Below are 26969 nucleotides of genomic sequence, written 5' to 3' on the forward strand. Positions count from 1 at the left end.
TTCATGGACGTGGAGCACAAGCAACTGGTGCAGCTGTTGCCGCTGCTGCCCCTGCTGGCGGAACTCGGCCGCACCCGGCACGTCACGGCGGCCGCCGAGGTGTTGGGTCTGCCGCAGTCGACCGTCAGCCGCGGGATCGCGCGGGCCAGCGCCATCGTTGGCACCGAACTGCTGATCCGTGACGGCCGCGGGGTGCGGCTGAGCCCTGCTGCTAAAGCACTCTTGCCGCACATCGAGGCGGCGCTGGGCGAGTTCCAGGCCGGGCTGGACCTGGTCCGGCACGAGTCCGAGGTGGTGCGCGGCCGGATCGCGGTGACCTTCCAGCACACCTTCGGCGAGGCGATGCTGCCGCTGCTGATCAGCGCCTTCCGCAGCCGCCATCCGCAGACGTTGTTCGAGCTCAGCCAGGGCGCCAGGGACGGCTGCCTGGCGGAACTCGCCGGGGGTGATGCCGACGTGGCCCTGACCGCCCCGGTCGCGGCGCCCAGCCGGACGATTGCTTCCGCCGCGCTTTACCGCGAGCCGCTGCGCCTGGTGGTGCATCACCGGCACCGGCTGGCAAAGCGCCGGCGCGCAGGGCTCGAGGAGATCCGGCAGGAGCCCTTTGTGGCCCTGGGGCCGGGGTATGGCATGCGCTCGCTGACCGACGCCCTGTTCCGGGAGGCGGGTTTCCGGCCCCGGATTGCCTTTGAAAGCCAGGATACCCATACCGCCCGGGGACTCGTCTCGGCCGGGCTCGGCGTGAGCATCCTGCCGCCGGGCGGCGCAGCGCCAGGCCGGCACCCCTCGGCGGACTCCGGCGAGCTGGGCTGGGTCGAGATCGCATTGGATTCCCACCTTGCCTACCGGGAGATCGGTTTGGCCTGGCGGGAACGCCGCGGGGGAGCGGGTGCCGAACCGGATCCGGTGCGGCTGTTCCGTGAGCTCGTGCTGAGCGAGGGTCCGGCGCTCCTGGCCGGATTCGTGCGGGAAGGCTCGGGCGGCTGAGGCCTGGCCGGGTGGCGGATTACCGCGGCCTCGCCGGATTCGCCCGAATGATGCGGGAAGGCTCGGGCGGCTGAGGCCTGGCCGGGTGGCCGACTACCGCGGCCTCGCCGGATTCGCCCGAATGATGCGGGCTCGCCGTAGCCTTCCGGCGAGCGGGCACGTTTCCGGCTTTCTCGGCGGGGTGCGGGGTGGTGGGGTGCTGGGCGGGAAGCTCGGCGGGGTGCCGGCGGGGTGCTCGGCGGGGTGCTGGGCGGGGTGCGGGGTGGTGGGGTGCTCGGCGGGAAGCCCTGCGGGGCCGCCGAGGGCGGTCAGTCCTCGGCCAGCAGTCCGGCCAGGATGCCTGCGACCGGTCCGGCCTGCGCCTGCTGCCAGCCGGTGCCCGCCCAGAGGTTCAGCCGCTCGGGGTCCCCGACGGCAGCCGCGGCCGCCCGCAGCGGTGCGGTGAGGTGATGGACGGCTGGGTACAGCTCGGGGGCGTCGGCATGGTCGCGGACGAACTCGTTCACCAGCGCCCGTGCCGGCCGGCCGGTGAAGGCTAACGTGAGCCGGGTCTGGGTGAAATGCGGGCTGGCCAGGGCGTCCTTGTGCAGTTTCCGGGCGCCGCTTTCATCCGAGCGGAGGAAGGCCGTGCCCAGCTGGGCAGCGTGCGCTCCCGCGGCCAGCACGGCCTGCAGCCTGCCCCGGTCCATCACGCTTCCGGCGGCGGCGAGGGGAAGGTCGACGGCGGACCGCACCGAAGCGACCAGCTCCGCCGTCGTGCCCGGCCGGCCGGCGTCGTGCCCGCCGCTCGGTCCGCCGGCACCGCCTTGGAAGGCCGCGCTGTGCGCGCCGGCGCTCCCGTGCTGGACCACCAGCGCATCCACGCCCTGCTCCGCGGCAGCCAGTGCCTCGTCCCGGGTCGTGACGGTGGCGAGCACCGTGGAGCCGGCCCGCTGGAGCGCGCGCACCACGTCCGGGCCCGGGAGGCCGAAGACGAAACTGACCAGTTCCACCGGGTCGGCCAGGAGCGCGTCGATCTTGCCCTGCCAGGCGTCGTCGTCGTCGAGCCGAAGCGGCGGAAGCTCCATGCCGTACCGGGCCGCATCCGCCCGGAGCCGGGTGCGGTACTGCTCCAGTTGCGCTACCTGCGCCGGGGACGGACTCAGCTGCACCGGGTCGGGGACAAAAACATTCACTCCGAACCTGGCGCCGGAGGCCCGGGTGCTGCGGATCTCGGCCTGCATCGCCGCCACGCTCTTGTACCCCGCGGCGAGGAAACCCAGGCCACCCGATGCGTCGACGGCCTGCACGAACGCCGGGGTGGAGGTTCCGCCCGCCATCGGGGCGGCGATGACGCGGGTGCCGAAGAGGGTGTGTGGCATGGCTTACTCCTGGGGACGATTCAGTAGGCTGGTCTCGTGACTAATACTGACATCCCGCCGGCGGCGGACTCTGCTTCCTCGCCTTCGGGCTCCACGGGTACTGCCCCGGTTGCGCCCGGCGGCGCCGTGATCGGGCTCGATATCGGCGGCACCAAGACACACGGTGTCCGGTTCGAAGACGGCCAGGCCGTGGCGGACGAGTCCGTGGGCAGCTCAAACGTCCAGAATGTCAGCCGCGAGGAAGCGGCCCGAAACCTCGCCGAGCTCTTCTCCCGGATCGGCGGCGGGACCGTCGCCCAGGTGTATGCCGGCGCCGGCGGGATAGACACCGACGACGACGCCGCTGCGCTCGCCGCGCTGATTGCGCCGCACGTGCCCGGCGCACGGATCACCGTGGTCCACGATTCCCGCCTCCTGCTCGCCGCCGGAGGCGCCAGTACCGGAGTCGCCGTTATCGGTGGCACGGGCTCGGCGGCCTGGGGACGGAACAGCCAGGGCGAGGAAGCGCGTGCCGGCGGCTGGGGCTACCTGCTGGGCGATGAGGGCGCCGGCTACTGGCTGGGCCGCGAGGCCGTCCGCCACACCCTGCGGCGGATGAACCAGGGCCTCGAAGCGGACGAACTCACCACCGCCCTGTTGGCATCCTGCGGGGTGGACCACCCCAACCAGCTGATCGCGCTGTTCCACTCCGCCTCCACCGGGCGGCGCTACTGGGCACAACGGGCCCGCCTAGTGGTCGAGGCGGCCGACGCGGGCCACGCAGCGAGCCGCGAACTTGTCGACCAGGCCGGCCGCGACCTGGCGCAGCTCGCGGAACAAACGCTCCGGCAGCTCGGCATCGACGGGCCGGTGATCCTGGGGGGCGGGCTGGGCATGAACGTCCCGCGGCTTCAGGAATCATTCCGCTCGGCCCTGGCCGCAGCCGGCATCAGCGACGTCCGCGTCCTGCACGAGGAGCCGGTATTCGGTGTACTCCGGCTGGTCGCCGAAAACGGCTGAGAGCCGAAACGGCTGACGGCCGGGAACGGCTGGTCGCCGAAAAACGGCTGAGAGCCGAAACCGACGAGGGCCGGCCGGGACCACGGAAACTTCAGAACCGGCGGCGCGGCCTCAACTGCACGCCGGGCAGGGGAGGGGCCGGAATGCGCCCCGCCTCGCGGCCCGCCTCAGGGCCGTGGCCACGCACCAGCCCGAAGCGTGCCGCGGCGGCTGCGGGATCCGGCAGCCCGGCCTGATCTTCCCAGTCCTGCCGGGACTGTTCGATCTCGGCATGGGTGCGGCCGACGAAGTTCCACCACATCAGCAGCTCCTCCTCGAAGGGCGCGCCGCCGAGCAGGATGAATCGGGTGCCGGGGAGCGCGTCCAGTTCGAGGCCGCCGCGGCCGGTGCCGAGGAAGCCCAGGGGGCCCGGGGGTACCTCCTGGCCGTCGAGGGTGAGGCCGCCGTCGAGCACCAGGACGGCGTGTTCAAAGTCCGGGTTCAGCGGCAGGCTGAGCCGGCCGGCGCAACTGAGGTCCACCCCGACGATGGGAGAAAACATTGTCGCCGGGGACGTGGCACCGGCGAAGCTGCCTACCATTACGGTGGCCGTGTAGCCATCCCCGGTGACCTGCGGCAATTCGCGGTGCTGTTCAAACGCCGGCGCCCGGTGCCGCTCGTGCTCCGGCAGCGCCACCCAGAGCTGGAGCCCGCGCTGCAGCGGCAACTGCCCGGAGGGCTCACCCGTTCCCTCCGGTCCCTGGTCCGGGAGTACCGCGAATTCGGAGTGTGACACGCCCCGCCCGGCCGTCATGATATTGAGTTCGCCCGGCCGGACTAGCACGTCGCTGCCCACGCTGTCCCGGTGCCGGACGGTCCCGAGAAGCGGCCAGGTGACGGTCTGCAGGCCCGTGTGGGGGTGCGGGAGTACGGACATCGCGACCCGCTCGGGGCCGAAGCTGTCCAGGAAACACCACGCGCCCACCGTGGGCAGCCCCCGCTGCGGCAGTGTGCGGGACACCTTCATGGCGCGGACGCCGCCCAGCGGCACCTCGCGGGCGGGCCACAGCTGCAGGCACGGGCCGGCGCCGGGGCCCGCGTAGGCGGGCGGACAGATTTCTTCCATCGGGAGGACTTCAAGGTTGGTCACAGTCAAACTCTAGGACGGAACCGCCCGATCCGGCAGGGCCCGCGGTCCGGACACTACGCTGGTGGGATGAGCTTGAATTTCGATACCCGCCCGGCCGCCTACGCCGTTATTGTGCGCGACGGTGCCATCCTGCTGGCGTACTGGAAACAGGGCGGCAAGGAAGGCTGGACCCTGCCGGGCGGCGGGCTGGACCTGGCCGAGCACCCGGTGGACGGGTGCCGCCGGGAGATCTACGAGGAAACCGGCTACGACGCCGAGATCGGCGCCATGCTGGGGGTCGACGTCGGACACTGGCCCGCGGAGATCCGGATCGACGGCGGGGAACGTGATTTCCAGTCGCTGCGGCTGGTCTACGAAGCGTGGACCACCGGCGGCGAGCTTCGGCATGAGGTGGACGGGAGCACCACGCACGCGGCCTGGATCCCCCTGACGGAGCTCGCGGGCCTGAACAAAGTCTCGCTCGTCGACGTCGCGCTCCGGCTCTACCGGGAACGGCCGCTGAGCGGCAAACTTCCCTGACGGTTTCCCTAGCCGAGGTGGTGACCACCTCGGCCGCACAGGGCGACGGCCTCGATGAGCTCCTGGCCAGCTCTGTTCGACGCCGACGACGGGGGCAGTGGAAAGGGTGGGGCCGACGCCGGCGCTGACCGCCGGCCCGGTGCCTCGGGCAGGCCGGAACAGGAATCCGGGCCGGCACCCATCCAAAATCGTTGTGACACCGAAGCCAAAGGGTAGCCGCGGCGCCGCTGACTTCGTCGGCCGCGCTGGCTACGCTGGGTCTTACCCGCTTTACAGCCGAAAATCAGCGCACATATGATCAGTTTGCTGGACCGTCTGATGTTGCCGTCAACAGTTAGGTAAGCCCGGAAATGGCCGAAGCCATGATCGAGTTCCAGAGCGTTACCAAGCAGTATCAGAGCGGGCAGCCTGCCGTTGACAACTTGACCATGTCCATCGACAAGGGCACCATCACGGTGTTCGTCGGACCCTCCGGCTGCGGAAAGACCACTTCGCTGCGGATGATCAACCGCATGGTCGAGCCGACGTCGGGGATCATCACCGTGGGCGGCGAGGACGTCACCTCCGTGCCGGCGGCAAAGCTGCGGCGGTCCATGGGCTACGTCATGCAGTCCTCCGGCCTGATGCCACACCGTTCCGTGCTGGACAACATCGCGACCGTTCCCCGTCTCAACGGGGTGTCCAAGGCCGAGGCCCGGAAACGCGCCGAGGAACTGCTCGACGTCGTCGGGCTGGCCCCGGCGCTGGGCAAGCGCTACCCCTCCCAGCTATCCGGCGGCCAGCAGCAGCGCGTCGGCGTGGCCCGCGCACTGGCCGCCGACCCGCCCGTGCTGCTCATGGACGAACCGTTCAGCGCCGTCGACCCGGTGGTACGCGATGAACTCCAGCAGGAACTCCTCCGGCTCCAGCAGGACTTGGCCAAGACCATTGTCTTCGTCACCCACGACATTGATGAGGCCACGGTGCTCGGGGACAAGGTGGCCGTGTTCGGCATCGGCGGCAAACTTGCGCAGTACGCCACGCCCGAGGAAATCCTGCGGGCCCCGGCGAACGACTTTGTCGCCTCGTTTGTGGGCCGGGACCGGGGCTTCCGGCACCTCGGGTTCAGCCCGTCCGACGGCGTCACGATCCACCCTGTCCGGACCCTCACCGTCGCCGACCTCGAGCACGGGGGCAGCTCCCGGGACGACTGGCAGCTGGTGGTCGACGGTGCGCTGCGCCCGCTGGGCTGGTCCGGCCCCGGCCAGGACAACCCGATGGTCCCCGGCGGATCGCTCTTCCACAAGGGCGACACCCTCCGGCGGGCGCTGGACGCCGCGCTGTCCTCCCCCTCCGGGCTCGGCGTCGCCGTCGACCCCGACGGCGGGGTGGTCGGCGTCATCAGGGCCGATGAAGTACTGGCGGTCATCGAATCGGACCGCCGGGTCCGGCAAGGCGTTCTCTGATGGAATGGTTCCTGGCCAACAGCGGGCAGGTGTACAGCCTCGCCGGGCAGCACCTGGTGCTCGCCGTGCTGCCGATGATCTTCGGACTGCTGATCGCGGTTCCGCTGGCCCAGTTCGCCCGGCAGAGCCGTGTCCTGCGCTCCGTCGTGGTGACGGCGTCCTCGCTGCTCTATACGATCCCGTCGCTGGCGCTCTTCATCATCCTGCCCACCGTGCTCGCCACGAGAATTCTGGACCCGGTCAACGTTGTGGTGGCCCTGACCATTTACGCCGTCGCCCTGCTCGTCCGGGCCGCGCTGGACGCGTTTGATTCGGTCGACGAAGACCTCCGCCAGGCCGCCGTGGCGATGGGCTTCAAACCCGCCGCCCGCTTCCTGCAGATCGACCTCCCGCTCTCCCTGCCCGTGCTCTTCGCCGGGCTCCGCGTCGTCTCGGTCAGCAATATCTCGCTCGTCAGCGTCGCCGCGCTGCTTGGCATCGGGAACCTCGGGATGCTGTTCACCTCCGGGCTGCAGCGCGACTTCGTCACCGAGGTCATCGTCGGCATTATTGCCATCCTGGTCCTGGCGCTGCTGATGGATGCCGTGCTGGTGCTGCTGGAGCGGCTGCTTACGCCGTGGACCCGGGCCGCAGCACCGCGCGGCGCCGGCCAGGACCGGCGCATGGCCGCGACCCGGGGCCGCCGGACCAACGCACCCGCCGCAACGTCCGGAGGTGGTTCCGCGTGAGCAACGTCGTCACGGATACCTTCGCCTGGCTTGCCGAGCCGGAACATTGGACCGGCAGCGCCGGGATCCCGGCCCGGCTGGCGGAGCACCTGCAGTACACCGGCCTCGTCATGCTGATCGCCACCGCGTTTGCAGTCCCGATCGGACTCTACGTCGGACACACCGGACGCGGCCGGGTCGCCATCGTGGCGCTGGCCGGCGCCCTCCGGGCCCTGCCCACGCTCGGCCTCCTGACGCTGTTCGTGCTGCTGGCCGGCATCGGGCTCATGCCGCCGATCTGGGCGCTGGTGATCCTGACGGTGCCACCGCTGCTGGCCGGGACCTATGCCGGAATCTCCAGCGTCGACCGGAACGTCGTGGACGCCGCCCGGGCCATGGGCATGACCGAACTCCAGGTCCTTTTCCGGGCCGAGTTCCCCAATGCGCTGCCGGTGATGTTCGGCGGGTTCCGCACCGGCGTGCTTCAGGTCATCGCCACCGTCTCGGTGGTCGCCTACATCAACCTGGGCGGACTCGGACGCTACCTGTTCGACGGGCTCGTGCTCTCCGATTTCCCCCAGATGCTCGGCGGCTCCCTCCTGATCGCGGCGCTCGCGATCGCCGTCGACCTCGCCCTTGCCCTGTTCCAGCGGCTCTTCCTGTCACGGAGGGCCCTCTCACAGCCAAACCGGAGCCAGCAGGCTGCGGTTGATCTCACAGACCCCGTAACCGCGGAGACTGTTCTTCAAGGAGGTACGTCATGAAGGAAACCCGCCAACGAGCACTCGGCAGGCGCGCACTGGGCGGCCTGGCCGCCGGCGTCGGCCTGGCCATGGCTCTGTCCGCGTGCGGAGGCTCGTCCGATCCGCTGTCAACGGCCCCCGCTACGGGCGGAGCCACGTCTGGCGCCGGCGCGGCCCTGGTCATCGGTTCCGCGGATTTCCCGGAGAGCCAGATCATTGCCGAGGTCTACGCCGGTGCGCTGAACGGCGCCGGCGTGACGGCGAGCACGAGGCCGAACATCGGTTCCCGCGAGGTCTACTTCAAGGCTGTGCAGGACGGTTCGGTGGACGTCATCCCCGACTACAGCGGAAACCTGCTGCTGCACGTCAGCAAGGACGCCACCGAGGTCTCGGCCGAGGACATTTACCGGGCGCTGCCGGGCAAGCTGCCCGAGGGCCTCGCCGTGCTGGAGCCCTCCAAGGCTGAGAACAAGGACGCAATGGTGGTTACGAAGGCCACCGCCGAGAAGTACCAGCTGAAGTCCATCGAGGACCTCGCCAAGGTCTGCAGCGAGATCGTGGTGGGCGCCCCGGCAACCTTCGCGGAGCGTGCCTACGGCCTGCCTGGCCTGCAGAAGAACTACAACTGCGTGCCCAAAAAGCTCGAACCGTTTAGCGACGGTGGCGGTGCCGTCACGCTCAAGGCCCTGCTTTCGGATCAGGTCCAGGTGGCCGACATCTACACGACCACGCCCTCGATCGCGGACAACGACCTGGTGGTGCTGGAGGACCCGAAGAACAACTTCATCGCCCAGCAGGTCCTGCCGCTCTACAACAAGTCCAAGATGACGGACAAGGCCGAAGAGGCACTGATCGCGGTATCCAAGGCCCTCACCACCGAGGACCTGATCAACCTCAACCGCGCCGTCAGCGGCAGCCAGAAGCAGAACCCCAAGGACGCCGCGGCCGGATGGCTCAAGGACAAGGGCCTGGTCAAGTAAGGCGCCCGGCCTTCGCTTTCTGGCGTACGACGGCGGCCGCCGCACCCACCCTGTTGCTCAAGGGTGCGGCGGCGGCCGTCGTTCCTGTGCCGGTGACGGCCTCACCCGCCTGTGAGGCAAGTCTCACGGGAAGTACATCCCCCATATGGCATATTTGATGAATGGCAGAATTCAAGCAGTCCACCAAGCTTCATAATGTCCTTTACGACATCCGTGGACCGATCCTTCAGGCCGCCCAGCAGATGGAGGCGGAGGGTCACCGGATCCTCAAACTGAACATCGGAAACCCCGCCCCGTTCGGGTTTGAAGCGCCGGACGCCATCCTGGTGGACATGATCCGCCACCTGCCGCACGCGCAGGGCTACAGCGATTCCCGCGGCATCTTCTCCGCCCGCACCGCCGTCTCGCAGTACTACCAGACGCGCGGGATCCAGAACATCCATGTCGATGACATCTACCTGGGCAACGGCGTCAGCGAACTCATCACCATGTCGCTGATGGCCCTGCTGAACGACGGCGACGAGGTCCTCATCCCGACCCCGGACTACCCGCTGTGGACCGCGTCCGTGGCCCTCGCCAGTGGCCGTCCCGTGCACTACCTGTGCGACGAGGAATCCGGCTGGCAGCCTGACCTGGAGGATATGGAAGCCAAGATCACGCCCCGGACCAAGGGCATCGTGGTGATCAATCCCAACAACCCCACCGGTGCCGTGTATCCGGAGGAGACGCTCAAGAAGATCGTTGCCCTCGCCGAGAAGCACGGCCTGGTCCTCTTCGCCGACGAAATCTACGAGAAGATCCTCTACGAGGACGCCGTCCACGTTAACATGGCCAGCCTCACCGGCGACGACGTCCTGTGCTTGACGTTCAGCGGCCTGTCCAAGGCCTACCGGGTCTGCGGCTACCGGGCTGGCTGGATGGCCATTTCCGGCCCTAAGCATGACGCCGCCGATTATCTGGAAGGCATCAGCCTGCTGGCCAACATGCGCCTGTGCGCCAACGTGCCGGCACAGCACGCCATCCAGACCGCCCTCGGCGGATACCAGAGCATCAATGACCTCATTCTGCCCGGGGGACGGCTCCTGGAGCAGCGGAACAAGGCGTACGACCTGCTCAACGCCATCCCCGGGGTCAGCACCCAGCAAGCCCGGGGCGCGCTGTACCTCTTCCCGCGGCTGGACCCGGAGGTCTACCATATCCGGGACGACGAGAAATTCGTGCTGGACCTGCTCCGCGAGCAGAGGATCCTGGTTTCCCACGGCCGCGCGTTCAACTGGGTCCGCCCGGACCACTTCCGCATGGTCACGCTACCGCTCGTCAAGGACATCGAAGAGGCGATTGGCCGCATGGCGGACTTCCTGAGCAGGTACAAGGGGAACTAGCCTAAGGGCAGCAGCGCAGCCGGGCGACCTTCCCGCGTACAGGCTGCCCGGACGGAAGAGGCTTCCATGACAGACGGTGTGACTTTCGAGAAGCGTCCCTCGGAAACGCTGATTGCCGGAAAAGGGTTCAGGCTCCAGGACTCCGATCCGGATTCCACCCCGGGCTATCCGGGTGCCAAGTCCGACGGCGAGGCGCTCCTGGCGCACCTGGACGGCAGGCTGACCATGCTCCAGGAGCAGCTGTTCGCCGAGTCCCGGTTCGGCGGGACCAAGCGGATCCTGTTGATCCTGCAGGCGATGGACACCGCGGGCAAGGGAGGCATCGTCAACCACGTCATGGGGACGATGAACCCACAGGGAGTCCAGCTGAAATCCTTCAAGGCGCCCACGCCGAAGGAGAAGTCCTACGACTTCCTCTGGCGGATCGAGAAGGCGGTTCCGGCCGCAGGGATGGTCGGTGTCTTCGACCGGTCGCACTACGAGGACGTCCTGATCCACCGGGTGCACCGCTGGGCCAGTCCGGAAGAACTCGAACGCCGTTACACCGCCATCAACGAATTCGAAACCAGGCAGACGAACGCCGGGACCAAGATCGTCAAGGTCATGCTCCACATCAGCCGCGACGAACAGAAGGAACGGCTGCTGGCCCGGCTCGACGACGAGACCAAACTTTGGAAATACAGCGGCAACGACGTGAAAGAACGGCCCTTCTGGAGCGACTACATGGACGCCTATCAGAAGGCCATTGAAAAGACGCACACCGACGTCGCGCCCTGGCATGTCGTGCCGGCGAACAAGAAGTGGTACGCCCGGATCGCCGTCCAGCAGCTGCTGCTGGACGCGCTGGAGGGGTTGCATCTCAAGTGGCCGGTGCCCGAGCTGGAAGTTGCCATGGAGCGGGATCTGCTCGAACGGTCCTGAGCCGGGACCGCCTGCAATGGGGGACAGCCCTACTTCTGGCCGGCCTGGTCCTTCTGGCCGGCCTGCTCCCTGGCGGTGGCCAGGCGCTTGCGGGCACCCTCAAGCCACTCCTCGCAGCGCTTGGCCAGCGCCTCGCCCCGCTCCCACAGCGCGAGTGATTCCTCCAGGCTCGCGCCTCCGGCCTCCAGCCGGCTCACCACACCGACCAGTTGTTCGCGGGCGTCCTCGTAGCTAAGGCTGTCGATGTCCGCATTCGGACTGCTCGTGCCGGTGGTCTCTGCTGCCATGTGATGCTCCTTGCTCGGTCCGTGGGAATGCTGTGTCAGTTGTTTGCCGCGGAGCCGGATGGCCCGTCGGGTTGCAGGGGTCAGTCGTCGGCGGGCACGTGGCCGCCGGTGGACTGTGCGGTGAATCTGCCGCCGGCCACCCGGACAGTCAGCTCGGCGCCGGCGGGAGCCTGCGAGGGGTGCCGGACCACTTCCCGCCGGGCGCCGGGCGCCGCCTGGCCGCTGGCGAGCTGCACCACGGCATAGCCGCGGTCCAGGGTCTTCTGCGGGGACAGGGCCAGCACCTGGGCTTTGAGGTGGACCAGCTGGTCGGCGGCCCTCGTCACCGCCGTCGTGATTGCCGAGTGCGAGCGGCTCTTGAGCCGTTCGACGTCGTCGTGCCGGGTCATGACCATGACCTCGGGCGAGGCCAGCACCGGGCGTGAGCGCAACGACGACAGCCGGTCTGTTTCCCGCTCCACCAGCCGGGTGGCGCCACGGCGGAGCTGCTCCCGCGCCTGCCGGACCCGGGCGAGTTCTTCCACCACGTCCGGCACGATCCGTTTGGCGGCGTCGGTGGGGGTCGAGGCGCGGAGGTCGGCCACGTCATCGAGGATCGGGCGGTCCGCCTCGTGTCCGATCGCGCTCACCACCGGCGTCACGGCACCCGCCACGGCACGGATGAGTTCCTCGCTGCTGAACGGGAGCAGATCCTCCAGGGAGCCTCCACCGCGGGCGATGACGATCACGTCAACATCCGCGCGCGCGTCCAGTTCACGCAGCGCGCCGATGACCTGGGCGACGGCGGTGTTGCCCTGCACCGCCACTTCGCGGATCTCGAATTCGACCGCAGGCCAGCGCAGGGCCGCGTTGCGGAGCACGTCTTTCTTGGCGTCCGAATCCCGGCCGGTGATCAGCCCGATCCGGTGGGGGAGCAGGGGCAGGCGCATCTTGCGGGCGTCGGAGAACAGGCCCTCCGCCGCCAGGGCGTGCCGCAGCCGCTCGATCCGGGCCAGCAGGTCACCGAGCCCCACCGGCCTGATGTCCTTCACCGACATGTTCAGGCGGCCCGTCTTCAGCCAGAACTCGGCCTTGATCAGGGCCACCACCCGGGAGCCGCGTTCCAGCGTCGACACCTGGCGGTCCAGCACGTTGGTCCAGACGGATGCCGGGAGGGAGATCTCCGCGTTGATGTCGCGCAGCGTCAGGTACGCGTTGGTGCCGCGCCGGTTCAGCTCGATGACCTGGCCCTCGACCCAGGCGGACGGAGCCCGGTCAATGTGCATCTTCAGTTTCTGGGACAACAGCTGCAACGGCCAGGGGTTATCCGGGCTGGTTTCCGCAGCCGTGGCCGGGACCGTCGAGGCCGCGGTGACGTCTTCAGACATGCGTGTACCCCGAGGCGGGGCGGGCGGTGTTCATGTGCGTGCTGGTCCTTGCGTGCTGGTGTGTGCAGGGCTGGTCTGTGCAGGGCTGGTCTGTGTAGGGCGGAGCGTGGTCGGGTTCAACTCTATCCATAGCTCTACCACGGGGGCGCGACGATATTGCCGGCTTTGTTCCTCGCCATTGCCGGCTTTGTTCCTCGCCGCCGCGGCCCCCGTAGGATGGCACTACCCCCACGACTTCCTAGGACACTCTCTTGCGTACTTTCGTCTCGGCCGTAGCAGTACTCATCGGGCTTGCGATGGCTGCCGTCGCCGTCCCTGCCATGTGGGTGGACCGGAACATTGTCCAGGAAGACGGCTTCGTCACGTTGACCGCACCGCTTGGCAAGGACCCTGCCTTCCAGCAGCGGCTGGCCGCCGCCGCCGTGAACAGCTTCAGCCCGGACCAGGTCCCCGAGTCCGTCGTCGAATTGATCCGTCCGGTCCTCGAGGACGCGGCCCAGTCACTGACCGGACTGCCAGGCTACTCCGAAGCCTGGACGGAAACCCTCCGCAAGAGCCATCGGCTCAGTTTCGCCGATCCGAACTCCTTGCCCGCAGAGATGCAAGGGGTCAGCTCCCTTACCCTGGACGTTGCACCGCTCGTCGGGCTCGTAGCGAAGCGCGTGGCTGAGGCCACGAGCCTCCCGCTGGAAAGTCCGGCCCAGGTGCTGATCACCATCGGTCAGCCCAGCCAGCGCCAGGTCATTGAACAGGTCTCCGCCTACGCGCCGATGGGGTACGCAGTGGCGGTGGGATCCGCCATCGCGTTCGTCCTGGCCTTTGTTGCCGCGCGCCGACGGTGGACAGTGCTGGCCGGTGCCGGCGCCGGTGCGCTGCTCCTGTCAGGGGTCTGGACGCTGGCGGCGGATGCGGTCGGCCGGGCGGTGGAGCGGACCTCCAGCGGCAATGCCATGGCGGAGATCTTCAAGCGGGAATTTGTCGCGGCCTCCACCTCCGGTTTCGGCCAGTGGACCCTGGCTGCCGCGGTGGCCGGAGCCGTACTGCTGGCACTCGGGATCGTGCTCAGGGCCGTCGGCGGACGCCGCCGGCCCTGAAGTCAGTCCGGTCCGGGCCGGACACCGCAGGTCCGGGCTGAACAAGCTGGGCCACGCTGAACAACTCTGGTACGGGGTCTGGGCCAAAACCGGGAGGGCAGTCATCACCGGTAGCATTGAGGGATGACTTCCACCGCTGTTTCCATTCCGATGCCAACCGTTCCGCGCCGGCGGCGCACACCGGAAGACGTTCTGGCGGCGGCCCCTGTCTCCGGGCCGAAGAGGGTGCTGCTTGCAGCCCCGCGCGGCTACTGTGCCGGGGTGGACCGGGCTGTCATCGCGGTGGAAAAAGCCCTTGAGCACTACGGGCCTCCCGTCTACGTGCGCAAGCAGATCGTGCACAATGTGCACGTGGTCAGCTCCCTCGAAGAAAAGGGCGCCATCTTCGTGGACGAGACCGACGAGGTCCCCGAGGGTGCCCTGGTGATCTTCTCCGCCCATGGCGTCTCACCGGCCGTGGTCCAGTCCGCCGAGGACCGGGGCCTGCGGACCATCGATGCGACCTGCCCCCTCGTGACCAAGGTGCACAAAGAAGCGGTCCGCTTCGCGAAGGACGACTTCGACATCCTGTTGATCGGCCACGACGGCCATGAGGAAGTCGAAGGCACCGCCGGTGAAGCGCCCGAGCACATCCAGATCATCAACGGCCCGCACGAAGTGGACAAGGTCACGGTGCGGGACCCCGAAAAGGTCATCTGGCTCTCGCAGACCACACTCAGCGTGGACGAGACCATGGAGACCGTGCGGCTCCTGAAGGAACGCTTTCCCACCCTGCAGGATCCGCCCAGCGACGACATCTGCTACGCGACCACAAACCGCCAGGTGGCCATCAAGAAGATCTCGCCCCAGGCCGACCTCGTGATTGTGGTCGGTTCCGCCAACTCTTCGAATTCGGTCCGGCTGGTGGAAGTCGCGCTGGAGTACGGTGCGAAGACCTCCTACCGCGTCGACTTCGCCAACGAGGTGGACGAGGCCTGGTTCGAGGGCGTTGCCACCGTGGGCGTGACCTCGGGCGCGTCCGTTCCGGAAGTCCTGGTCAAGGACGTGCTGCGGCTGCTGGCCGACTACGGCTACGGCTCAGTGGAGGAAGTTGTCACGGCCGAGGAAGACCTGCTCTTCTCCCTGCCGAAGGAGCTCCGGGCCACCCTCAAGCAGGCCGGCGACGTTACCCGTGCCCTCGGCGGCCGTGGCTCCCGCCAGGCAGAGAACTCCTAAGCGGCGGACTCCGCGGCATCGTGCTCTGACTGCAGTTCCGGGGCCGCCACCGACCGGGGCGTGACCTCGATCGAAACCGGCGTGGTGAGCCCCGCGGCGTCGAGGGAATTAAGCTTCCTGGCCGTCGGCAGGACCCGGGCCTCCAAGGTGCCAATCATGGAGTTGTAGCGGTCTACCGAGGTCTTCAGCGACGTTCCCAGTTTGGTGACATTCTCACCGAGCGTTCCCATCCGCTCATAGAGCTGGTGGGCGAGCTCGAAGAGCTCCCGGGCGCTGTCCGTCAGCACGTCCTGGCGCCAGGTGAACGCGACCGACTTCAGGACCGCCAGCAGGGTTCCGGGCGAGGCGAGCACCACGTTCTTCGACAGTGCATAGTCCAGCAGGGCCGGGTCGGCCGAGAGGGCAGCCGCCAGGATCGATTCCGCCGGCAGGAAGCACACCACCAGCTCCGGGGAGTTGCCCGGGATGTCCCAGTACTTCTTGTTGCTCAGCGCGTCCACATGGACCTTGAGGGCCTTCGCGTGGGCCAAGAGCAGGACCTGCTGACCGTTGGGCCCGTGCGGCGGCGTGCGCTGTCCGGCGGCGGCACCGAGCTCCTGGGCCTCCAGGTAGGCCGCGAGCGGAACCTTCGCGTCCACCACAAGCTGCTTCGCCCCGGGAAGCTGCACGACGAGGTCGGGCCGGACGCTGTTATCCGTCGCGGCGCTGTGCAGCTGTTCGTGGAAATCGACATGCCGCAGCATCCCGGCCGCTTCCACGACGCGGCGCAACTGGACCTCGCCCCACTGGCCCCGGGCGCTGTTGGATCTCAACGCCGACTCCAGGGCGTGCGTCGAGCGCAACAACTGCTCGTCGGAGAGCCGTGCTTCCTGCAACTGCTGGGCCAGCTGGCCGTACTGCTCCAGCCGGTCCCGCTCCAGCAGGGAAACCTGCTGCTGGACCGCCGTGAGCTTCTCCGCCACCGGCGCCAGTGCGCGCAGCACACTGCCGTCCTGCGTCCTGGATTCGCCGAGCTCCCGGTTCTGTGCCGCGAGGAGGCGCCGCTCGGCGTCGGCCGCGGCAAACCGGGCGTTGACCTCGGAGAGCCGGGCCGAGACGTCGTCGAAGTCCTGTTCGACGGCCTGGTAACGGCGGCGGAGGAACACATAGGCTGCCGCGGCGCCGGCAACGGCGCCCACGAGAAGCATGAGCAGGGCGAGAATCAGTGCAAAAGCATCCATAGCTTCACTGTGGCATGCCCCTCTGACAGTTTTCGGCCCGACGCACGGCACGGGCACGCACCGAGGCAAAGGGATCCCGCGAAGCTCCCCGGCCGCAGCGGGTAGAATATATGCTCGTGGCTCTTACTATTGGCATCGTCGGACTGCCCAACGTCGGCAAATCAACTCTTTTCAACGCACTGACCCGCAACCAGGTGCTCGCAGCGAACTACCCGTTCGCGACGATCGAACCCAACATCGGTGTCGTGAACCTGCCCGACCCCAGGCTGGAAAAGCTCGCCGGGATCTTCGGCTCCGCCCGGCTGCTGCCCGCTCCCGTGTCCTTCGTGGACATCGCCGGGATCGTCAAAGGCGCGTCGGAGGGCGAAGGCCTGGGAAACAAGTTCCTCGCCAACATCCGTGAGGCCGAGGCCATCGCCCAGGTTGTCCGTGTGTTCGATGACCCCGACGTCATCCACGTTGACGGCAAGGTCGACCCCCGCTCGGACATGGAGACCATCAACACCGAGCTGATCCTGGCCGACCTGCAGACCATCGAAAACGCCATCCCCCGGATCGAAAAAGAAGTCAAGATCAAGAAGCGTGAAGCTGCCGAGCTCGCTGCCATCAAGGCGGCCCAGGCGGTACTGGAGCGCGGTGACACCATCTTTGCATCGGTCAAGAGCGACAAGCTGGAGATGGAGCACCTCAAGGAGCTCAGCCTCCTGACGGCCAAGCCCTTCATCTATGTCTTCAACGCCGACGAGGGAATCCTCGGCAGCCCGGAAAAACAGGAAGAACTGCGGGCCATGGTTGCCCCGGCGGACGCCATCTTCCTGGACGCCAAGCTCGAATCCGACCTCGTCGAACTGGACGAGGAAGAAGCCCGCGAGATGCTGGAAATGAACGGCCAGGACGAATCCGGCCTCGACCAGCTGGCACGCGTCGGATTCCACACCCTGGGGCTCCAGACCTACCTCACGGCAGGACCCAAGGAAACCCGGGCGTGGACCATCCACCGGGGGGACACCGCCCCGCAGGCCGCCGGTGTAATCCACTCCGATTTCCAGCGCGGCTTCATCAAGGCGGAGGTCGTCTCCTTCGAGGATCTGCTCGAAGCGGGCTCCATGGCAGAGGCCAAGGCCCGGGGCAAGGTCCGGATCGAAGGCAAGGAATATGTCATGGCCGACGGCGACGTGGTGGAGTTCCGCTTCAACGTCTGATATCGCCCGTTTTCCCTTACAAACAAAGGGATCAGGCCCCGCCAGTCCGCAGGGAGTCCGCAGAAATCCCGAGAGCTTCGTTCATCATGGCCCCGGCAGCGGACCTTGTGCGGTCTTCCGCCGTCGGCCAAAGGTGCGAATACGTGTTCAGGGTGGTGGTGGCCTTGGCATGGCCCAGTGCCCTTTGCACGGTCACAACATCGCATCCGGCAGCGATCAGGCCCGAAGCGTAGAAGTGCCTCAGGTCATGCAGCTTGACGTCTGAGAGCCCCGCAGCCTTGACGGTCTTCCGCCACCAGTAGCCGGAAGTGTTCTGATGGGGAGGCAGGCCGCCGTCCCCGATGAAAAGCCACTGGTGAACGCTGTGAACCCCGACGTGCTCGACGTGCTGGGCGAGCATCTGCACCAGGGCATCAGGGATATGCACAAGACGCTCCGAACCGTACTTCGGAGGAGTGATGGACACCTGGCCCGCGCCAGCGCGTTGAACTTGCCTCTGAACGTTGAGGGTCCGGTGCAGGAAATCGATGTCGGAAAGCTGCACCGCGGCAGCCTCGCCCAGCCTCAGCCCGGCGAAAGCGCACATGGCTACGAAGGGCCTGAACCAATCGTCAGAGGCCTCCAGAAGCTTCCCAACATCGGAGGGGGAGGGTATGAGCATTGCGTGCTCGGCCTTGCGTCCACGGGGCAGGGAGACCCCCTCAGCAGGGTCTGCGGCAAGGCACCTGTCGTTGCGGGCACCATGAAGCACGGACCGCACGTTGTTCAGTCGGGTTTTGATCGTCCCGGCAGCCAAGCCGTCCTGACTCATCTTCTTGACCCATGTCTCCACATGGGAGCGCTTCAGGTTGCGGAACTCGACGTTGGCAAAAGTGCAGGAACGCACTGCAAGGCTCATGGCCTTGGCAGTCCCAGCCGCCCATATCTGGCGTTTTGACCAGTCCTCGAAGAAAGCGGGGAGAGTAATCGTTCCAGCCTTTGGGCCCACGTACGTGCCGGTGACGACCGCGGTGGTTACTTCGTTCAGCCACTTCTGAGCGTCGATCTTCCGGGCGAAATGCCGGGCGTGTTCTTTGCCCACCGATGTGGATCACAGCGATAAGTGGCCGCGTTTTCGCAGCGTTAAATGTCACCCGTGGTGCCCCGTTAACGATCCTTCATCGGGCGTAGGTTCATCAGTGATCTGTCCCGGTCTGGCTGCTACCGGCTGGCTTGTGCGGGGGTCCTGTTAGTGAGCTGCGCCGAGCTCGACGAGCAGGACGCCGCCGATTACGAGGATTATTCCAAGGCCCATTAGCCAGGTGAGGGGTTCTTTGAACAGGAATTTGGAGATGATGGCCGTGAGGGCGACGCCTGCAGCTGCCCAGATACCGTAGGACACGCCCAGGGGAAGACCGTTGGAGAGGGTGAGGGTGAGCATCATGAAGGCGACGAGGTAGCCGACGGCGACGGCGCCATACCAGCGTTTGTTGTCGACAGCGAGGCGAAGGCTAACGGTGCCGGCGACTTCGAAGATGATTGCGCCGGTGAGGAACAGGTAGGCCATTATGCGGACTCGGCTTTCTTGTGTGCGGCTTGAGCTCCGAGTTCGACGCATAGGACCCCGGCGATGATGACGACGATGCCGATACCCATAAGGAAAGTGAGCGGCTCACCGAAGATGACGAGCGAGCCGATCGCGGTAAGCGCGACGCCGCTTGCCCCCCAGATGCCGTAGGCGACACCGAGCGCCATGCCGGCACGGAGCACGACGGCGAGCAGGGCGAATGCGCCGAGGTAGCCAGCGGCTACTACGACGTACAGGGCAGAGTGTTCGAGCGCACCCTTGAGGGACAGTGATCCAGTCACTTCTGCCAGGATTGCGGCAGCCAGAAGCAACCACCCCTTGGTGGTCTTGTTCATTGGGTGATTCCCTTGGTGATGAGGAGGTGCTGGGCGATCTATGCAGACTGTCGTTTACGAAGAGTGGGGACGATCGTTTGGCGCTCTGCGGCCAGGGGCCGGGTCTGGGCTTGAATCGCGAGTGATACCGCGAGAGCACCGAGTTCTTCATAGGGCTGCCGGATGGTGGTCAGCGGTGGATCCGTGAGTTTAGCCGATTCCTCGTCGTCGTAGCCGACCACGGCAACGTCGCCCGGCACCGTCAATCCGGCTCTGCGTAGTGACCTTAATGCAGGACCTGCCATCCGGTCGTACTCGCAGAACATCCCGTCGATGCGCATGCCGTCTGCGAGGAGTTCGTCGAGCTCCTTGAAGGTGAACGGTGGATCGTCCCATGGGTTCTCACACCTAAGGATTAGCCGCTCATCGACTTCAATACCCGCGGATTCGTGGGAGTCTCTAAATCCTTGAATGCGCTGATCAACGAAGTTACCCGCCCATGTGTTTCCGACATATGCGAGCCTATGCCGGCCTTGGGAGAGCAGGTGTTCGGTTGCCATCCGACCACCTGCTCGATTGTCTACCGATACGGTCGGGAGAATCGGCTTAGCCGCCGTGTCGTCTACGGATACGACTGGTAGACGAAGGGCGCCGGCGGCGTTTTGCACTTCCCGGCTCGCGCTGAATCCGAGAACTATCACTCCATCTGTGGGCACGTTTCCCAGTGCCGAGATAGTACCGGCAGCTCCGTCCCTGCGTTCGCCAACCGGATGCACGAGAAGGTGGTAGCCATGCTCTTCGGCGGCGTTGTACGCGCTACGGACTACCGGCTCCCACCAGCCCCATTCGAAGTCCGGAACGATGACGCTCAGAGCCCGGTATTCGCCGGTCCGTAATGCCCTGGCCGCGAGTGAGGGCCGATAGCCAAGATCATCGGCGATCCTGCGGATGCGTTCGCGGGTCGCAGGGCTGACATCCCGGTGTGGTTCTGCCGCCAGGGCCCGTGACACGGTTGCCACGCCGACTCCAGCCTGTTTTGAGACATCCATGAGCGTTACTCGACGTGTCATCCTGCACCTCCTACAGCGAGCGTTGACATTTTGGGGACTGCGGGTTTACCTTAGCAACACCAGTACCGGTAACGATACCGGTAACGTTTTAGTTAGACAAGCCAAGGACGTCTTCCCTGTGACTGCAACCCCTCCCGATTCGGTATCCCCGCTCGCAACAACCTTTGAGGGGGCGGCATCCCCCGCTCCCAAACCACTCCCCCGCGTCGGGGCACTGTTCATCGGCGTATATGCGCTGGCGATGTTCGGCATCTGGATGGCGATCAACCTCCCGGCCACTGTTACGGTGGCACTGCGCATTGCCGAGCTCGATCCCGCAAACAAGACCACGACGTACTCCCTGGTCGCCGGCATTGGGACGCTGGTTGCGGTACTCGCCAATCCCTTCTTCGGCCGGCTGAGCGACCGCACCAGGAGCAGGTTCGGCCGCCGCCGCCCGTGGATTGTGGTCGGCCTCGCCGGTACGACCGTCGGTGCCGCGGTTATCGGCCTGAGCGATTCAATACCGATGTTGATCCTCGGATGGGTTCTCATGCAGGCTTTCATCAACGCCGCAATCGCAGCGACGCTCGCCATCGTTGCCGACCGAATCCCCGAATCCCAGCACGGCCTCGTCGGCGCGCTCTCCGGCACGGCCGCCGCCGCGTCCACCGTGGTGGGAATTTTCTTCATCCAGGCGTTCCCCACAAGTATCCTCGCGCAAATCGGGCTCCCGGTAGCCATCGCCATCGTCTTCGGGTTCGCCCTGGTTGCCCTGATGAAGGACGACAAGCCGGCGGCAGGCGAACGCACCCCGTTCACCCTCAGGGAGTTCGCCGGCAGCTTCTACATCAACCCGCGCAAATCCCCGGACTTTGCCTGGTTCCTGCTCGCGTTCTTCCTAATCAATCTTGGCCTGGGCGTCATCGCAACATACGCGGTGTACTACCTGCAGGACCAGGTCAAGATCGCCGAGGCTGACCTGCCAGGGACTCTCTTCGTCACCTTCCTGCTCAGCGGCCTCGTCGCGCTACTCGTTGCCCCCTTGGCTGGCTGGATCAGCGACAAGACCGGGCGGCGCAAACCACTCTTCATCCTCGCTGCTGTCCTCATGGCCACCGGGATGGGCGTGATCGTTCTCGCACAGGACGCCACGATGTTCATCATCGGGCAGACGCTGGGAGCTGGTCTTGCCGCCGGCATCCTCTTCGGCATCTATATCGCCTTCGCCGTAGCAACACTCAAAGACACGTCCACGGTCGGGAGGGACCTCGGCATTGTGAACATCGCCTTCACCCTCCCGTTCTCCCTGGTCCCGTTCGCCGCACCGCTCCTCCTCGGCTCCGGTGACGACCCGAACTACCTGCTGCTGTACATCGTCGGCGGCATCCTCAGCCTCACCTGCATCCCCGTGCTGTTCAAAATCCGCGCGGCACGGTAACCAGAAAGAAATCCATGAGCCAACCTGACTACCTCAATCCCTCACTCACCGCCGAGCAGCGGGTGAACGACCTCCTTCCGCGCATGATGCTGGAAGAAAAAGCAGGACTGCTCTTCCAGCCCGTCACACGGCTACCGGAAGAGGGCTACAGCGACGAAGAAGCCCGCGCCGACGCCCGCGCCTCCGTGCAGGACAAGCTCCTGAATCATCTCCACGTCCTCAACGGCACCAAGGCCGCAGAGATAGCTGAATGGACGAACGAACTACAGGGACTCGCGGCGGATACACGCCTGGGCATCCCCATCACGTTCTCCACGGACCCGCGCAGCGGGTTCCGCAGCACCCCATTCACCGGGCAGAGCACCGACGAACTGTCCCGCTGGCCCGAGCACACCGGCCTCGCTGCAATTGGAGACACCGACCTTGCCTACCAATACGGCGACACACTCCGCCAGGAGCAACTCGCGATGGGGATCCGCGTCTACCTCGGCCCGATGGCAGACCTATACTCAGAACCACGCTGGTCACGAGGGTTCGGAACCTTCGGTGAAGATGTCGACATGGTCTCCCGTCTCACCGCGGCGTTCATCCGGGGACTGCGCGGCAGCAACACCCTCGGACCCGAAAGTGTAGCCGCGGTCGTCAAGCACTTCCCGGGCGCCGGCCCCCAACTTCGCGGTGACGACGCCCACGACAAACGCTTCCCCGAGCAGGTCTACCCGGGTGGGCAGCAACAACTTCACCTGCGCCCCTTCGAGGCCGCATTTGAAGCCGGAGTCACACAAATCATGCCGTACTACGGTATGCCCGTAGGAACAGACTGGCAGGAGCGCGGCTTCGCCTTCAACGAGCCCGTTATCCGTGATCTACTCCGCGGAAAGTACCGCTTCGAAGGCATTGTCCTCAGCGACTGGTTCCTCCTTGAACCCACTATCCACGCCGGCCTAACCTTCGGCCCCAATGGGTACGGATTGGAAGACCTCACGCCGACCGAACGCCTGGTCATCGGCATCGGCGCCGGAGTTGACCAGTTCGGTGGTGACAGCTGCACCTGGCGTGTTCTCCAAGCCGTCCGCGACGGTCAGCTCGACGAGACACAGGTAAACCGATCGGTCGCGCGGCTGCTGCGCGAAAAGTTCACGCTAGGCCTGTTCGAGAACCGCTACGTAGACGTTGAGCACGCCCACGAGATTGGGACGAACCCCGAGTTTAGGGCTCGTGGAAACTACGCGCAGGCAGCATCACTGACGCTGCTCAAAAACGGCGACACCATGCCGCTGCGCGCCGGCACACGGGTGTACTCCGAGGGCATCGACTGGTCCACTGTTGAGCACGACCTCGAAATTGTCGGAACCCCTGCCCATGCGGAGGTCAACCTGGTTCGCCTCGACGCACCGTGGCAGCCCGACCCCGATAACGCACTCGGGGACTTCTTCCACCGCGGCCAGCTCGACTTCCCGCAAGACACCGTAAAACACATCGCTGAACTCGCAGCACAGGCCCCGACAATCGCAGCGATCTACCTCGAGCGCCCGGCGGTGGTAACGGAGCTCCTTCCACACCTCGCCGGCCTCATCGGCGAATTCGGCGCGAGCGACCAAGTCTTAGCCGACGCGCTTCGTGGACGGACTCCGTTCACCGGCAAGCTGCCGTTCGATCTACCAAGCAGCATGACAGCAATCGAAATTTCACGGGAAGACGTCCCCTTCGACACCGAAAACCCATCCTTCAGTCACGGCCACGGCATCACAGTCACGCCAGCCACCTTGTAAGCACAGATCAGCGCACCTTTGCACTAGTCGACGGGCGGTTGGCCCTGCAAAAGCGGGCGCGGGGGAAGGTAGGGGCACCTGGCAACGCCAGAACCTTCACCTTCCCCCGCACCACCCCTAACTCAACAGCTCTAATAACTACTTCCCCCAGATGCGAGACCCCAGTGACAACAACAACACAAACCCAACCATCACCGGGAATGGTCGAAATAAGCGTTGACGCCGCCTCACGGGTAGACCAGGCCATAACCGACGCAGTTGAAACCGTAAGAGCCGCGGCCACCCGCCACGAGACAGGGATCATGATCACCCGAACCGGCCCCGGCCGCTACATCGTCCGCACACCCGGCAGTGCCCTTCGGGCTCATCCGGGAGCAGCACAACTAAATTAGGAAACCGGGCCTATATAAGCCGTCAAGCGGTTACGTGTGAATCACCGATCCTTCAACGGGCACTCGAAGCGATTGGAGCCGGTGTATATCTGAGCCCCAGGTCAACCACCTCAAGCGGTAAACCAATCTTGCCGGTGAAAGGGTCACCGTCGGCAACGAAGTACCGCAGGGCAACGGCCTCGCACTGGAGAACTACACAGTCGGCGGCGAAGTAATCGAAAAGGATGCCAACAACTGGGCTATTACCAGCTCGGAAGGATCGGGTTCGACGGCGAGAACTGGGACAGCTGGAACGCCTACCGGGCAACCCCATAACCAAACCAAAGTAGATACCAGCTAGAACCGAAGTGGGCGGCAGTACCGAAACTGCCGCCCACTTCGGTCCCACCGAAGAGAAGGACCGCATGACCACCGACACCGCCACCACCGGCCACTACATCAGCATCGACATCGGCGGCACGGGAATCAAAGGCGGCATCGTGGATCTCGATGCGGTCCGAATTCAAGGCAACACGCTCCGACTACCCACACCCCGACCAGCCACACCCCACGACATCGGCGATGCCGTCGCTCAACTCGCGGACGAACTGGAAGCTGAACACAACCGGCCGGTGCAATCTTCCATCGGCATCACCTTTCCCGGTATCATCCAGCACGGCATCTCACGAGCCGTAGCAAACGTCGACAGCGCCTTCATCAACCTCGACATCCAAGCCTTCTTCACCGCGCCAGCGTGAAGTTCCGGACATCCGGCTGAATCGATTCTGCTTCCCCCATCCGCAAGTAATGAGGAATTAACTCGACAATCCGGATGCTCCCAACGGGAGCTTTCTTATTCCGTCGCTTTTATCGCCCGCTTCCCGACCGGCCAGGTTCTTGTCGATTTACTCGGGACGGTCCTGCCCCGAAGTGTTGCAACTCGCTAACAAACATTACAAGGAGTCAGCTTTCCCGGGCGCGCGGGTTTACGCTTCATCCCATATGAGACAAGCTCACCTGCTGCCGGGGGAGGGGGACCCCTGTCCGGTGTCGCCGGACCCGGTATCGTCCACACCGCGGAAACAAGGAGGCCGGATGCGCTGGGTTCGGACTGCCCGGGCAGTGGGTGTGGCCGCAGCCGTTGCCCTGGCGCTCGGCGCCTGCGCCGGGAACAGCGAGGGCACAGCCCCGACTCTTGCTGCAGCGCCAGTCGCGTCGGACGGGTCGGCGACGGTCATCGAGGTGAACGCCTTCAACACGTTCAACCCCAACACCGCTGAAGGCAATACCGACATCAACGCAAAAATCAGCTACGCCACCCACTCGGGGTTCTTTTACCTCGATAACAAGCTGAACGTCGTGCGCAACGAGAAGTTCGGCAAGATGGAAAAGACCTCGGACAACCCGCTGACGGTCAAGTACACCATCAACGAGGGTGTGAAGTGGTCGGACGGAACACCGGTCACGGCGGCGGACCTGCTGTTGCAGTGGGCCGCCTTCTCCGGGTTCTACGACGACGCCGACCCGGAAGCCGGTACCGGTACGTCCTACTTCTCCTATGCCGGAGACCCGACCGGCGTCGCCCTGACCGACTTTCCGGAACTCGGCGCGGACAACCGCTCCATGACCCTGAAGTACTCCAAGCCCTTCGCCGACTGGGAGGTCGCTATTGGCGGGCCCGGGGTCGATATCCCGGCGCACGTCCTCGCCACAAGGGCGGGGCTGAACGACGTGGGCGACTTCGTTGACCTCCTGAAGAACACACCGCGCGGTGACGCCGGGGCGCCGGAGCCTGCCAACGCCCGGCTCCGGGCAGTGGCGGAGATGTGGAACACCGGCTTCGACACCACGACCCTGCCGGCCGACCCGATCCTGTACCTGTCCAACGGCCCGTACATCGTCAAGGCCGTCAACCCGGACCGGTCCCTGACCATGGTCAGGAACAAGGACTACAACTGGGGTCCGGAACCCAGACTGGACGAAATCACCGTCCGCTCCATCGGTTCCGCTGCGGCCCAGGTGCAGGCGCTCAAGGACGGCGAAGCCGATATCATCGCCCTGCAGCCTGCTGCCGATACGGTGGACCAGCTCACGGCACTGCAAGGCCAGGGCGTCACGGTGGACGTGGGCAACCAGCTCGCATTCGACCACATCGACCTGAACTACACGGGTCCTTTCGCCGAAAAGAACGTCCGCGAGGCCTTCCTGAAAACGGTGCCGCGCAAGGACATCGTCGACAAGCTCGTCAAAAAGCTCGACCCGAAGGCTGCACCGCTCGACTCGCAGATGTTCTTTCCAGCTCAGGCACCGTACGCCGACGCCGTCAAGGACAACGGCTCGTCCGCCTACCAGGACGTGGACATCGACGCCGCAAAGAAGCTGCTGGACGGAGCCACTCCGGAGGTGCGCATCCTCTACAACAGGGACAACCCCAACCGCGTCGAAGCGTACTCGCAGATCCGCGGGTCAGCAGCCGAAGCAGGCTTCCGGATCGTCGACGGCGGCCTTGGCGCCTCCGACTGGGGCAGGGCACTCGGCGGGGGCACCTATGACGCCGCCATCTTCGGGTGGATCAGCACGGGTGTCGGCGTCACCGGTGTTCCGCAGGTCTTCAAGGCGGGCAATGACTCCAACTTCAACCGGTACACCGACCCGGAAGCCGACAGGCTGATGGACGAACTCATTGCCACGACCGACCGCAGCAAGCAGGACGGCCTCATCCAGCAGATCGACAGGAAGCTCTGGGATTCTGCCTACGGCCTCCCGCTGTTCCAGACAGTCGGCGTCGTCGCGTACAGCGATCGGATTACCGGAGTCAAGCACATGCCGACCCAGACCGGTGTCTGGTGGAACTTCTGGGAGTGGACCCAGAAGTAAATCAACACGTACTGCCGCCA

25 protein-coding genes are annotated in these 26969 nt (G+C 65.8%); 16 read left to right on the forward strand and 9 right to left on the reverse strand.

The annotated features are described in order from the left end of the window. Window positions 1-3 precede the first annotated feature (3 nt). The gene (locus QFZ69_RS04670) at window positions 4-987 is read left to right on the forward strand and encodes a LysR family transcriptional regulator (protein WP_306919593.1); all 984 of its coding nucleotides are present in this window, start codon (window positions 4-6) and stop codon (window positions 985-987) included. A gap of 308 nt (window positions 988-1295) precedes the next feature. On the opposite strand, the gene QFZ69_RS04675 is transcribed toward QFZ69_RS04670, so the two are convergent. Beyond that, complete coding sequence (locus QFZ69_RS04675; protein WP_306915926.1) at window positions 1296-2348, reverse strand: nitronate monooxygenase; 1053 nt, start codon at window positions 2346-2348, stop codon at window positions 1296-1298. Window positions 2349-2384: 36 nt separating this feature from the next. On the opposite strand from QFZ69_RS04675, the gene QFZ69_RS04680 reads away from it, so the two are divergent. After that, a complete protein-coding gene (locus QFZ69_RS04680; RefSeq protein ID WP_373461793.1) occupies window positions 2385-3347 on the forward strand; it encodes an N-acetylglucosamine kinase in 963 nt (320 codons plus the stop codon). Window positions 3348-3438: 91 nt separating this feature from the next. On the opposite strand, the gene QFZ69_RS04685 is transcribed toward QFZ69_RS04680, so the two are convergent. Next, a complete protein-coding gene (locus QFZ69_RS04685; protein ID WP_306915930.1) occupies window positions 3439-4476 on the reverse strand; it encodes a pirin family protein in 1038 nt (345 codons plus the stop codon). A gap of 66 nt (window positions 4477-4542) precedes the next feature. On the opposite strand from QFZ69_RS04685, the gene QFZ69_RS04690 reads away from it, so the two are divergent. From QFZ69_RS04690 to QFZ69_RS04720, 7 genes are all read left to right on the forward strand, one after another. Next, window positions 4543-4995 (forward strand): NUDIX hydrolase, encoded by a 453-nt coding sequence (locus QFZ69_RS04690; RefSeq protein WP_306915932.1) that lies wholly within the window; start codon window positions 4543-4545, stop codon window positions 4993-4995. Between the two features lie 350 nt (window positions 4996-5345). Then, window positions 5346-6440: an ABC transporter ATP-binding protein gene (locus QFZ69_RS04695; RefSeq protein ID WP_306915935.1), complete on the forward strand. Its 1095-nt coding sequence runs from the start codon at window positions 5346-5348 to the stop codon at window positions 6438-6440. Then, window positions 6440-7168 (forward strand): ABC transporter permease, encoded by a 729-nt coding sequence (locus QFZ69_RS04700; protein ID WP_306915937.1) that lies wholly within the window; start codon window positions 6440-6442, stop codon window positions 7166-7168. Before QFZ69_RS04695 ends, QFZ69_RS04700 begins: the two co-directional genes overlap by 1 nt. Further along, window positions 7165-7911, forward strand: coding sequence for an ABC transporter permease (locus tag QFZ69_RS04705; protein WP_306915938.1), 747 nt, complete (start codon window positions 7165-7167; stop codon window positions 7909-7911). The genes QFZ69_RS04700 and QFZ69_RS04705 overlap by 4 nt, the downstream gene beginning before the upstream one ends. After that, window positions 7908-8870 carry an ABC transporter substrate-binding protein gene (locus QFZ69_RS04710; RefSeq protein ID WP_306915940.1) on the forward strand — a complete coding sequence of 321 codons (963 nt, stop codon included), beginning with the start codon at window positions 7908-7910 and terminating at the stop codon, window positions 8868-8870. Before QFZ69_RS04705 ends, QFZ69_RS04710 begins: the two co-directional genes overlap by 4 nt. 161 nt (window positions 8871-9031) lie before the next feature. Beyond that, window positions 9032-10252 carry a pyridoxal phosphate-dependent aminotransferase gene (locus QFZ69_RS04715; RefSeq protein ID WP_306915943.1) on the forward strand — a complete coding sequence of 407 codons (1221 nt, stop codon included), beginning with the start codon at window positions 9032-9034 and terminating at the stop codon, window positions 10250-10252. A gap of 66 nt (window positions 10253-10318) precedes the next feature. Next, a complete protein-coding gene (locus tag QFZ69_RS04720) occupies window positions 10319-11173 on the forward strand; it encodes a PPK2 family polyphosphate kinase (RefSeq protein WP_306915945.1) in 855 nt (284 codons plus the stop codon). A 29-nt stretch (window positions 11174-11202) separates the two neighbouring features. Here QFZ69_RS04720 and QFZ69_RS04725 read toward each other — a convergent pair whose 3' ends face one another. Together QFZ69_RS04725 and xseA are read right to left on the reverse strand one after the other, a co-directional pair. Beyond that, entirely contained in the window at window positions 11203-11460 is a 258-nt protein-coding gene (locus QFZ69_RS04725; RefSeq protein ID WP_306915946.1) for an exodeoxyribonuclease VII small subunit, read from the reverse strand. A gap of 80 nt (window positions 11461-11540) precedes the next feature. Continuing rightward, window positions 11541-12827, reverse strand: coding sequence for an exodeoxyribonuclease VII large subunit (xseA, locus tag QFZ69_RS04730; protein ID WP_306915948.1), 1287 nt, complete (start codon window positions 12825-12827; stop codon window positions 11541-11543). A 251-nt stretch (window positions 12828-13078) separates the two neighbouring features. Between xseA and QFZ69_RS04735 the strand changes: the two genes are divergently transcribed. Continuing rightward, entirely contained in the window at window positions 13079-13921 is an 843-nt protein-coding gene (locus QFZ69_RS04735; RefSeq protein ID WP_306915950.1) for a hypothetical protein, read from the forward strand. Window positions 13922-14044: 123 nt separating this feature from the next. Then, window positions 14045-15136, forward strand: coding sequence for a 4-hydroxy-3-methylbut-2-enyl diphosphate reductase (locus tag QFZ69_RS04740; RefSeq protein ID WP_306915952.1), 1092 nt, complete (start codon window positions 14045-14047; stop codon window positions 15134-15136). On the opposite strand, the gene QFZ69_RS04745 is transcribed toward QFZ69_RS04740, so the two are convergent. Further along, window positions 15133-16356: a DNA recombination protein RmuC gene (locus tag QFZ69_RS04745; RefSeq protein WP_306915954.1), complete on the reverse strand. Its 1224-nt coding sequence runs from the start codon at window positions 16354-16356 to the stop codon at window positions 15133-15135. The genes QFZ69_RS04740 and QFZ69_RS04745 overlap by 4 nt on opposite strands. 116 nt (window positions 16357-16472) lie before the next feature. Here QFZ69_RS04745 and ychF point away from each other — a divergent pair, with 116 nt between their 5' ends. After that, complete coding sequence (gene ychF, locus QFZ69_RS04750; protein ID WP_306915957.1) at window positions 16473-17558, forward strand: redox-regulated ATPase YchF; 1086 nt, start codon at window positions 16473-16475, stop codon at window positions 17556-17558. A 31-nt stretch (window positions 17559-17589) separates the two neighbouring features. Here ychF and QFZ69_RS04755 read toward each other — a convergent pair whose 3' ends face one another. The 4 genes from QFZ69_RS04755 to QFZ69_RS04770 form a co-directional block, all read right to left on the reverse strand. Next, window positions 17590-18639 (reverse strand): site-specific integrase, encoded by a 1050-nt coding sequence (locus QFZ69_RS04755; protein WP_306915958.1) that lies wholly within the window; start codon window positions 18637-18639, stop codon window positions 17590-17592. A 147-nt stretch (window positions 18640-18786) separates the two neighbouring features. After that, entirely contained in the window at window positions 18787-19104 is a 318-nt protein-coding gene (locus QFZ69_RS04760) for a multidrug efflux SMR transporter (protein WP_306915959.1), read from the reverse strand. After that, window positions 19104-19460, reverse strand: coding sequence for a multidrug efflux SMR transporter (locus QFZ69_RS04765; RefSeq protein ID WP_306915960.1), 357 nt, complete (start codon window positions 19458-19460; stop codon window positions 19104-19106). Before QFZ69_RS04765 ends, QFZ69_RS04760 begins: the two co-directional genes overlap by 1 nt. 38 nt (window positions 19461-19498) lie before the next feature. Continuing rightward, window positions 19499-20488 carry a LacI family DNA-binding transcriptional regulator gene (locus QFZ69_RS04770; RefSeq protein WP_306915962.1) on the reverse strand — a complete coding sequence of 330 codons (990 nt, stop codon included), beginning with the start codon at window positions 20486-20488 and terminating at the stop codon, window positions 19499-19501. 139 nt (window positions 20489-20627) lie between these two features. Here QFZ69_RS04770 and QFZ69_RS04775 point away from each other — a divergent pair, with 139 nt between their 5' ends. From QFZ69_RS04775 to QFZ69_RS04790, 4 genes are all read left to right on the forward strand, one after another. Continuing rightward, window positions 20628-21929, forward strand: coding sequence for an MFS transporter (locus tag QFZ69_RS04775; protein WP_306915965.1), 1302 nt, complete (start codon window positions 20628-20630; stop codon window positions 21927-21929). Between the two features lie 14 nt (window positions 21930-21943). After that, window positions 21944-23701: a glycoside hydrolase family 3 protein gene (locus QFZ69_RS04780; RefSeq protein WP_306915967.1), complete on the forward strand. Its 1758-nt coding sequence runs from the start codon at window positions 21944-21946 to the stop codon at window positions 23699-23701. Window positions 23702-24497: 796 nt separating this feature from the next. After that, entirely contained in the window at window positions 24498-24830 is a 333-nt protein-coding gene (locus QFZ69_RS04785; RefSeq protein WP_306915970.1) for an ROK family protein, read from the forward strand. A 337-nt stretch (window positions 24831-25167) separates the two neighbouring features. After that, complete coding sequence (locus QFZ69_RS04790) at window positions 25168-26949, forward strand: ABC transporter family substrate-binding protein (RefSeq protein ID WP_306915972.1); 1782 nt, start codon at window positions 25168-25170, stop codon at window positions 26947-26949. Window positions 26950-26969 lie beyond the last annotated feature (20 nt).

This window comes from Arthrobacter sp. V1I7, assembly GCF_030817015.1.
Classification (GTDB): domain Bacteria; phylum Actinomycetota; class Actinomycetes; order Actinomycetales; family Micrococcaceae; genus Arthrobacter.

What these genes read in the sequence shown, in the direction of transcription:
- QFZ69_RS04715 (WP_306915943.1), top strand. Translation starts at nt 9,032, where the DNA reads ATGGCAGAATTCAAGCAGTCCACCAAGCTTCATAATGTCCTTTACGAC.
- QFZ69_RS04695 (WP_306915935.1), top strand. Translation starts at nt 5,346, where the DNA reads ATGGCCGAAGCCATGATCGAGTTCCAGAGCGTTACCAAGCAGTATCAG.
- QFZ69_RS04725 (WP_306915946.1), bottom strand. Translation starts at nt 11,460, where the DNA reads ATGGCAGCAGAGACCACCGGCACGAGCAGTCCGAATGCGGACATCGAC.
- QFZ69_RS04675 (WP_306915926.1), bottom strand. Translation starts at nt 2,348, where the DNA reads ATGCCACACACCCTCTTCGGCACCCGCGTCATCGCCGCCCCGATGGCG.
- QFZ69_RS04790 (WP_306915972.1), top strand. Translation starts at nt 25,168, where the DNA reads ATGCGCTGGGTTCGGACTGCCCGGGCAGTGGGTGTGGCCGCAGCCGTT.
- QFZ69_RS04745 (WP_306915954.1), bottom strand. Translation starts at nt 16,356, where the DNA reads ATGGATGCTTTTGCACTGATTCTCGCCCTGCTCATGCTTCTCGTGGGC.
- xseA (WP_306915948.1), bottom strand. Translation starts at nt 12,827, where the DNA reads ATGTCTGAAGACGTCACCGCGGCCTCGACGGTCCCGGCCACGGCTGCG.
- QFZ69_RS04760 (WP_306915959.1), bottom strand. Translation starts at nt 19,104, where the DNA reads ATGGCCTACCTGTTCCTCACCGGCGCAATCATCTTCGAAGTCGCCGGC.
- QFZ69_RS04780 (WP_306915967.1), top strand. Translation starts at nt 21,944, where the DNA reads ATGAGCCAACCTGACTACCTCAATCCCTCACTCACCGCCGAGCAGCGG.
- QFZ69_RS04770 (WP_306915962.1), bottom strand. Translation starts at nt 20,488, where the DNA reads ATGGATGTCTCAAAACAGGCTGGAGTCGGCGTGGCAACCGTGTCACGG.
- QFZ69_RS04765 (WP_306915960.1), bottom strand. Translation starts at nt 19,460, where the DNA reads ATGAACAAGACCACCAAGGGGTGGTTGCTTCTGGCTGCCGCAATCCTG.
- QFZ69_RS04710 (WP_306915940.1), top strand. Translation starts at nt 7,908, where the DNA reads ATGAAGGAAACCCGCCAACGAGCACTCGGCAGGCGCGCACTGGGCGGC.
- QFZ69_RS04720 (WP_306915945.1), top strand. Translation starts at nt 10,319, where the DNA reads ATGACAGACGGTGTGACTTTCGAGAAGCGTCCCTCGGAAACGCTGATT.
- QFZ69_RS04700 (WP_306915937.1), top strand. Translation starts at nt 6,440, where the DNA reads ATGGAATGGTTCCTGGCCAACAGCGGGCAGGTGTACAGCCTCGCCGGG.
- QFZ69_RS04690 (WP_306915932.1), top strand. Translation starts at nt 4,543, where the DNA reads ATGAGCTTGAATTTCGATACCCGCCCGGCCGCCTACGCCGTTATTGTG.
- QFZ69_RS04785 (WP_306915970.1), top strand. Translation starts at nt 24,498, where the DNA reads ATGACCACCGACACCGCCACCACCGGCCACTACATCAGCATCGACATC.
- QFZ69_RS04740 (WP_306915952.1), top strand. Translation starts at nt 14,045, where the DNA reads ATGACTTCCACCGCTGTTTCCATTCCGATGCCAACCGTTCCGCGCCGG.
- QFZ69_RS04670 (WP_306919593.1), top strand. Translation starts at nt 4, where the DNA reads ATGGACGTGGAGCACAAGCAACTGGTGCAGCTGTTGCCGCTGCTGCCC.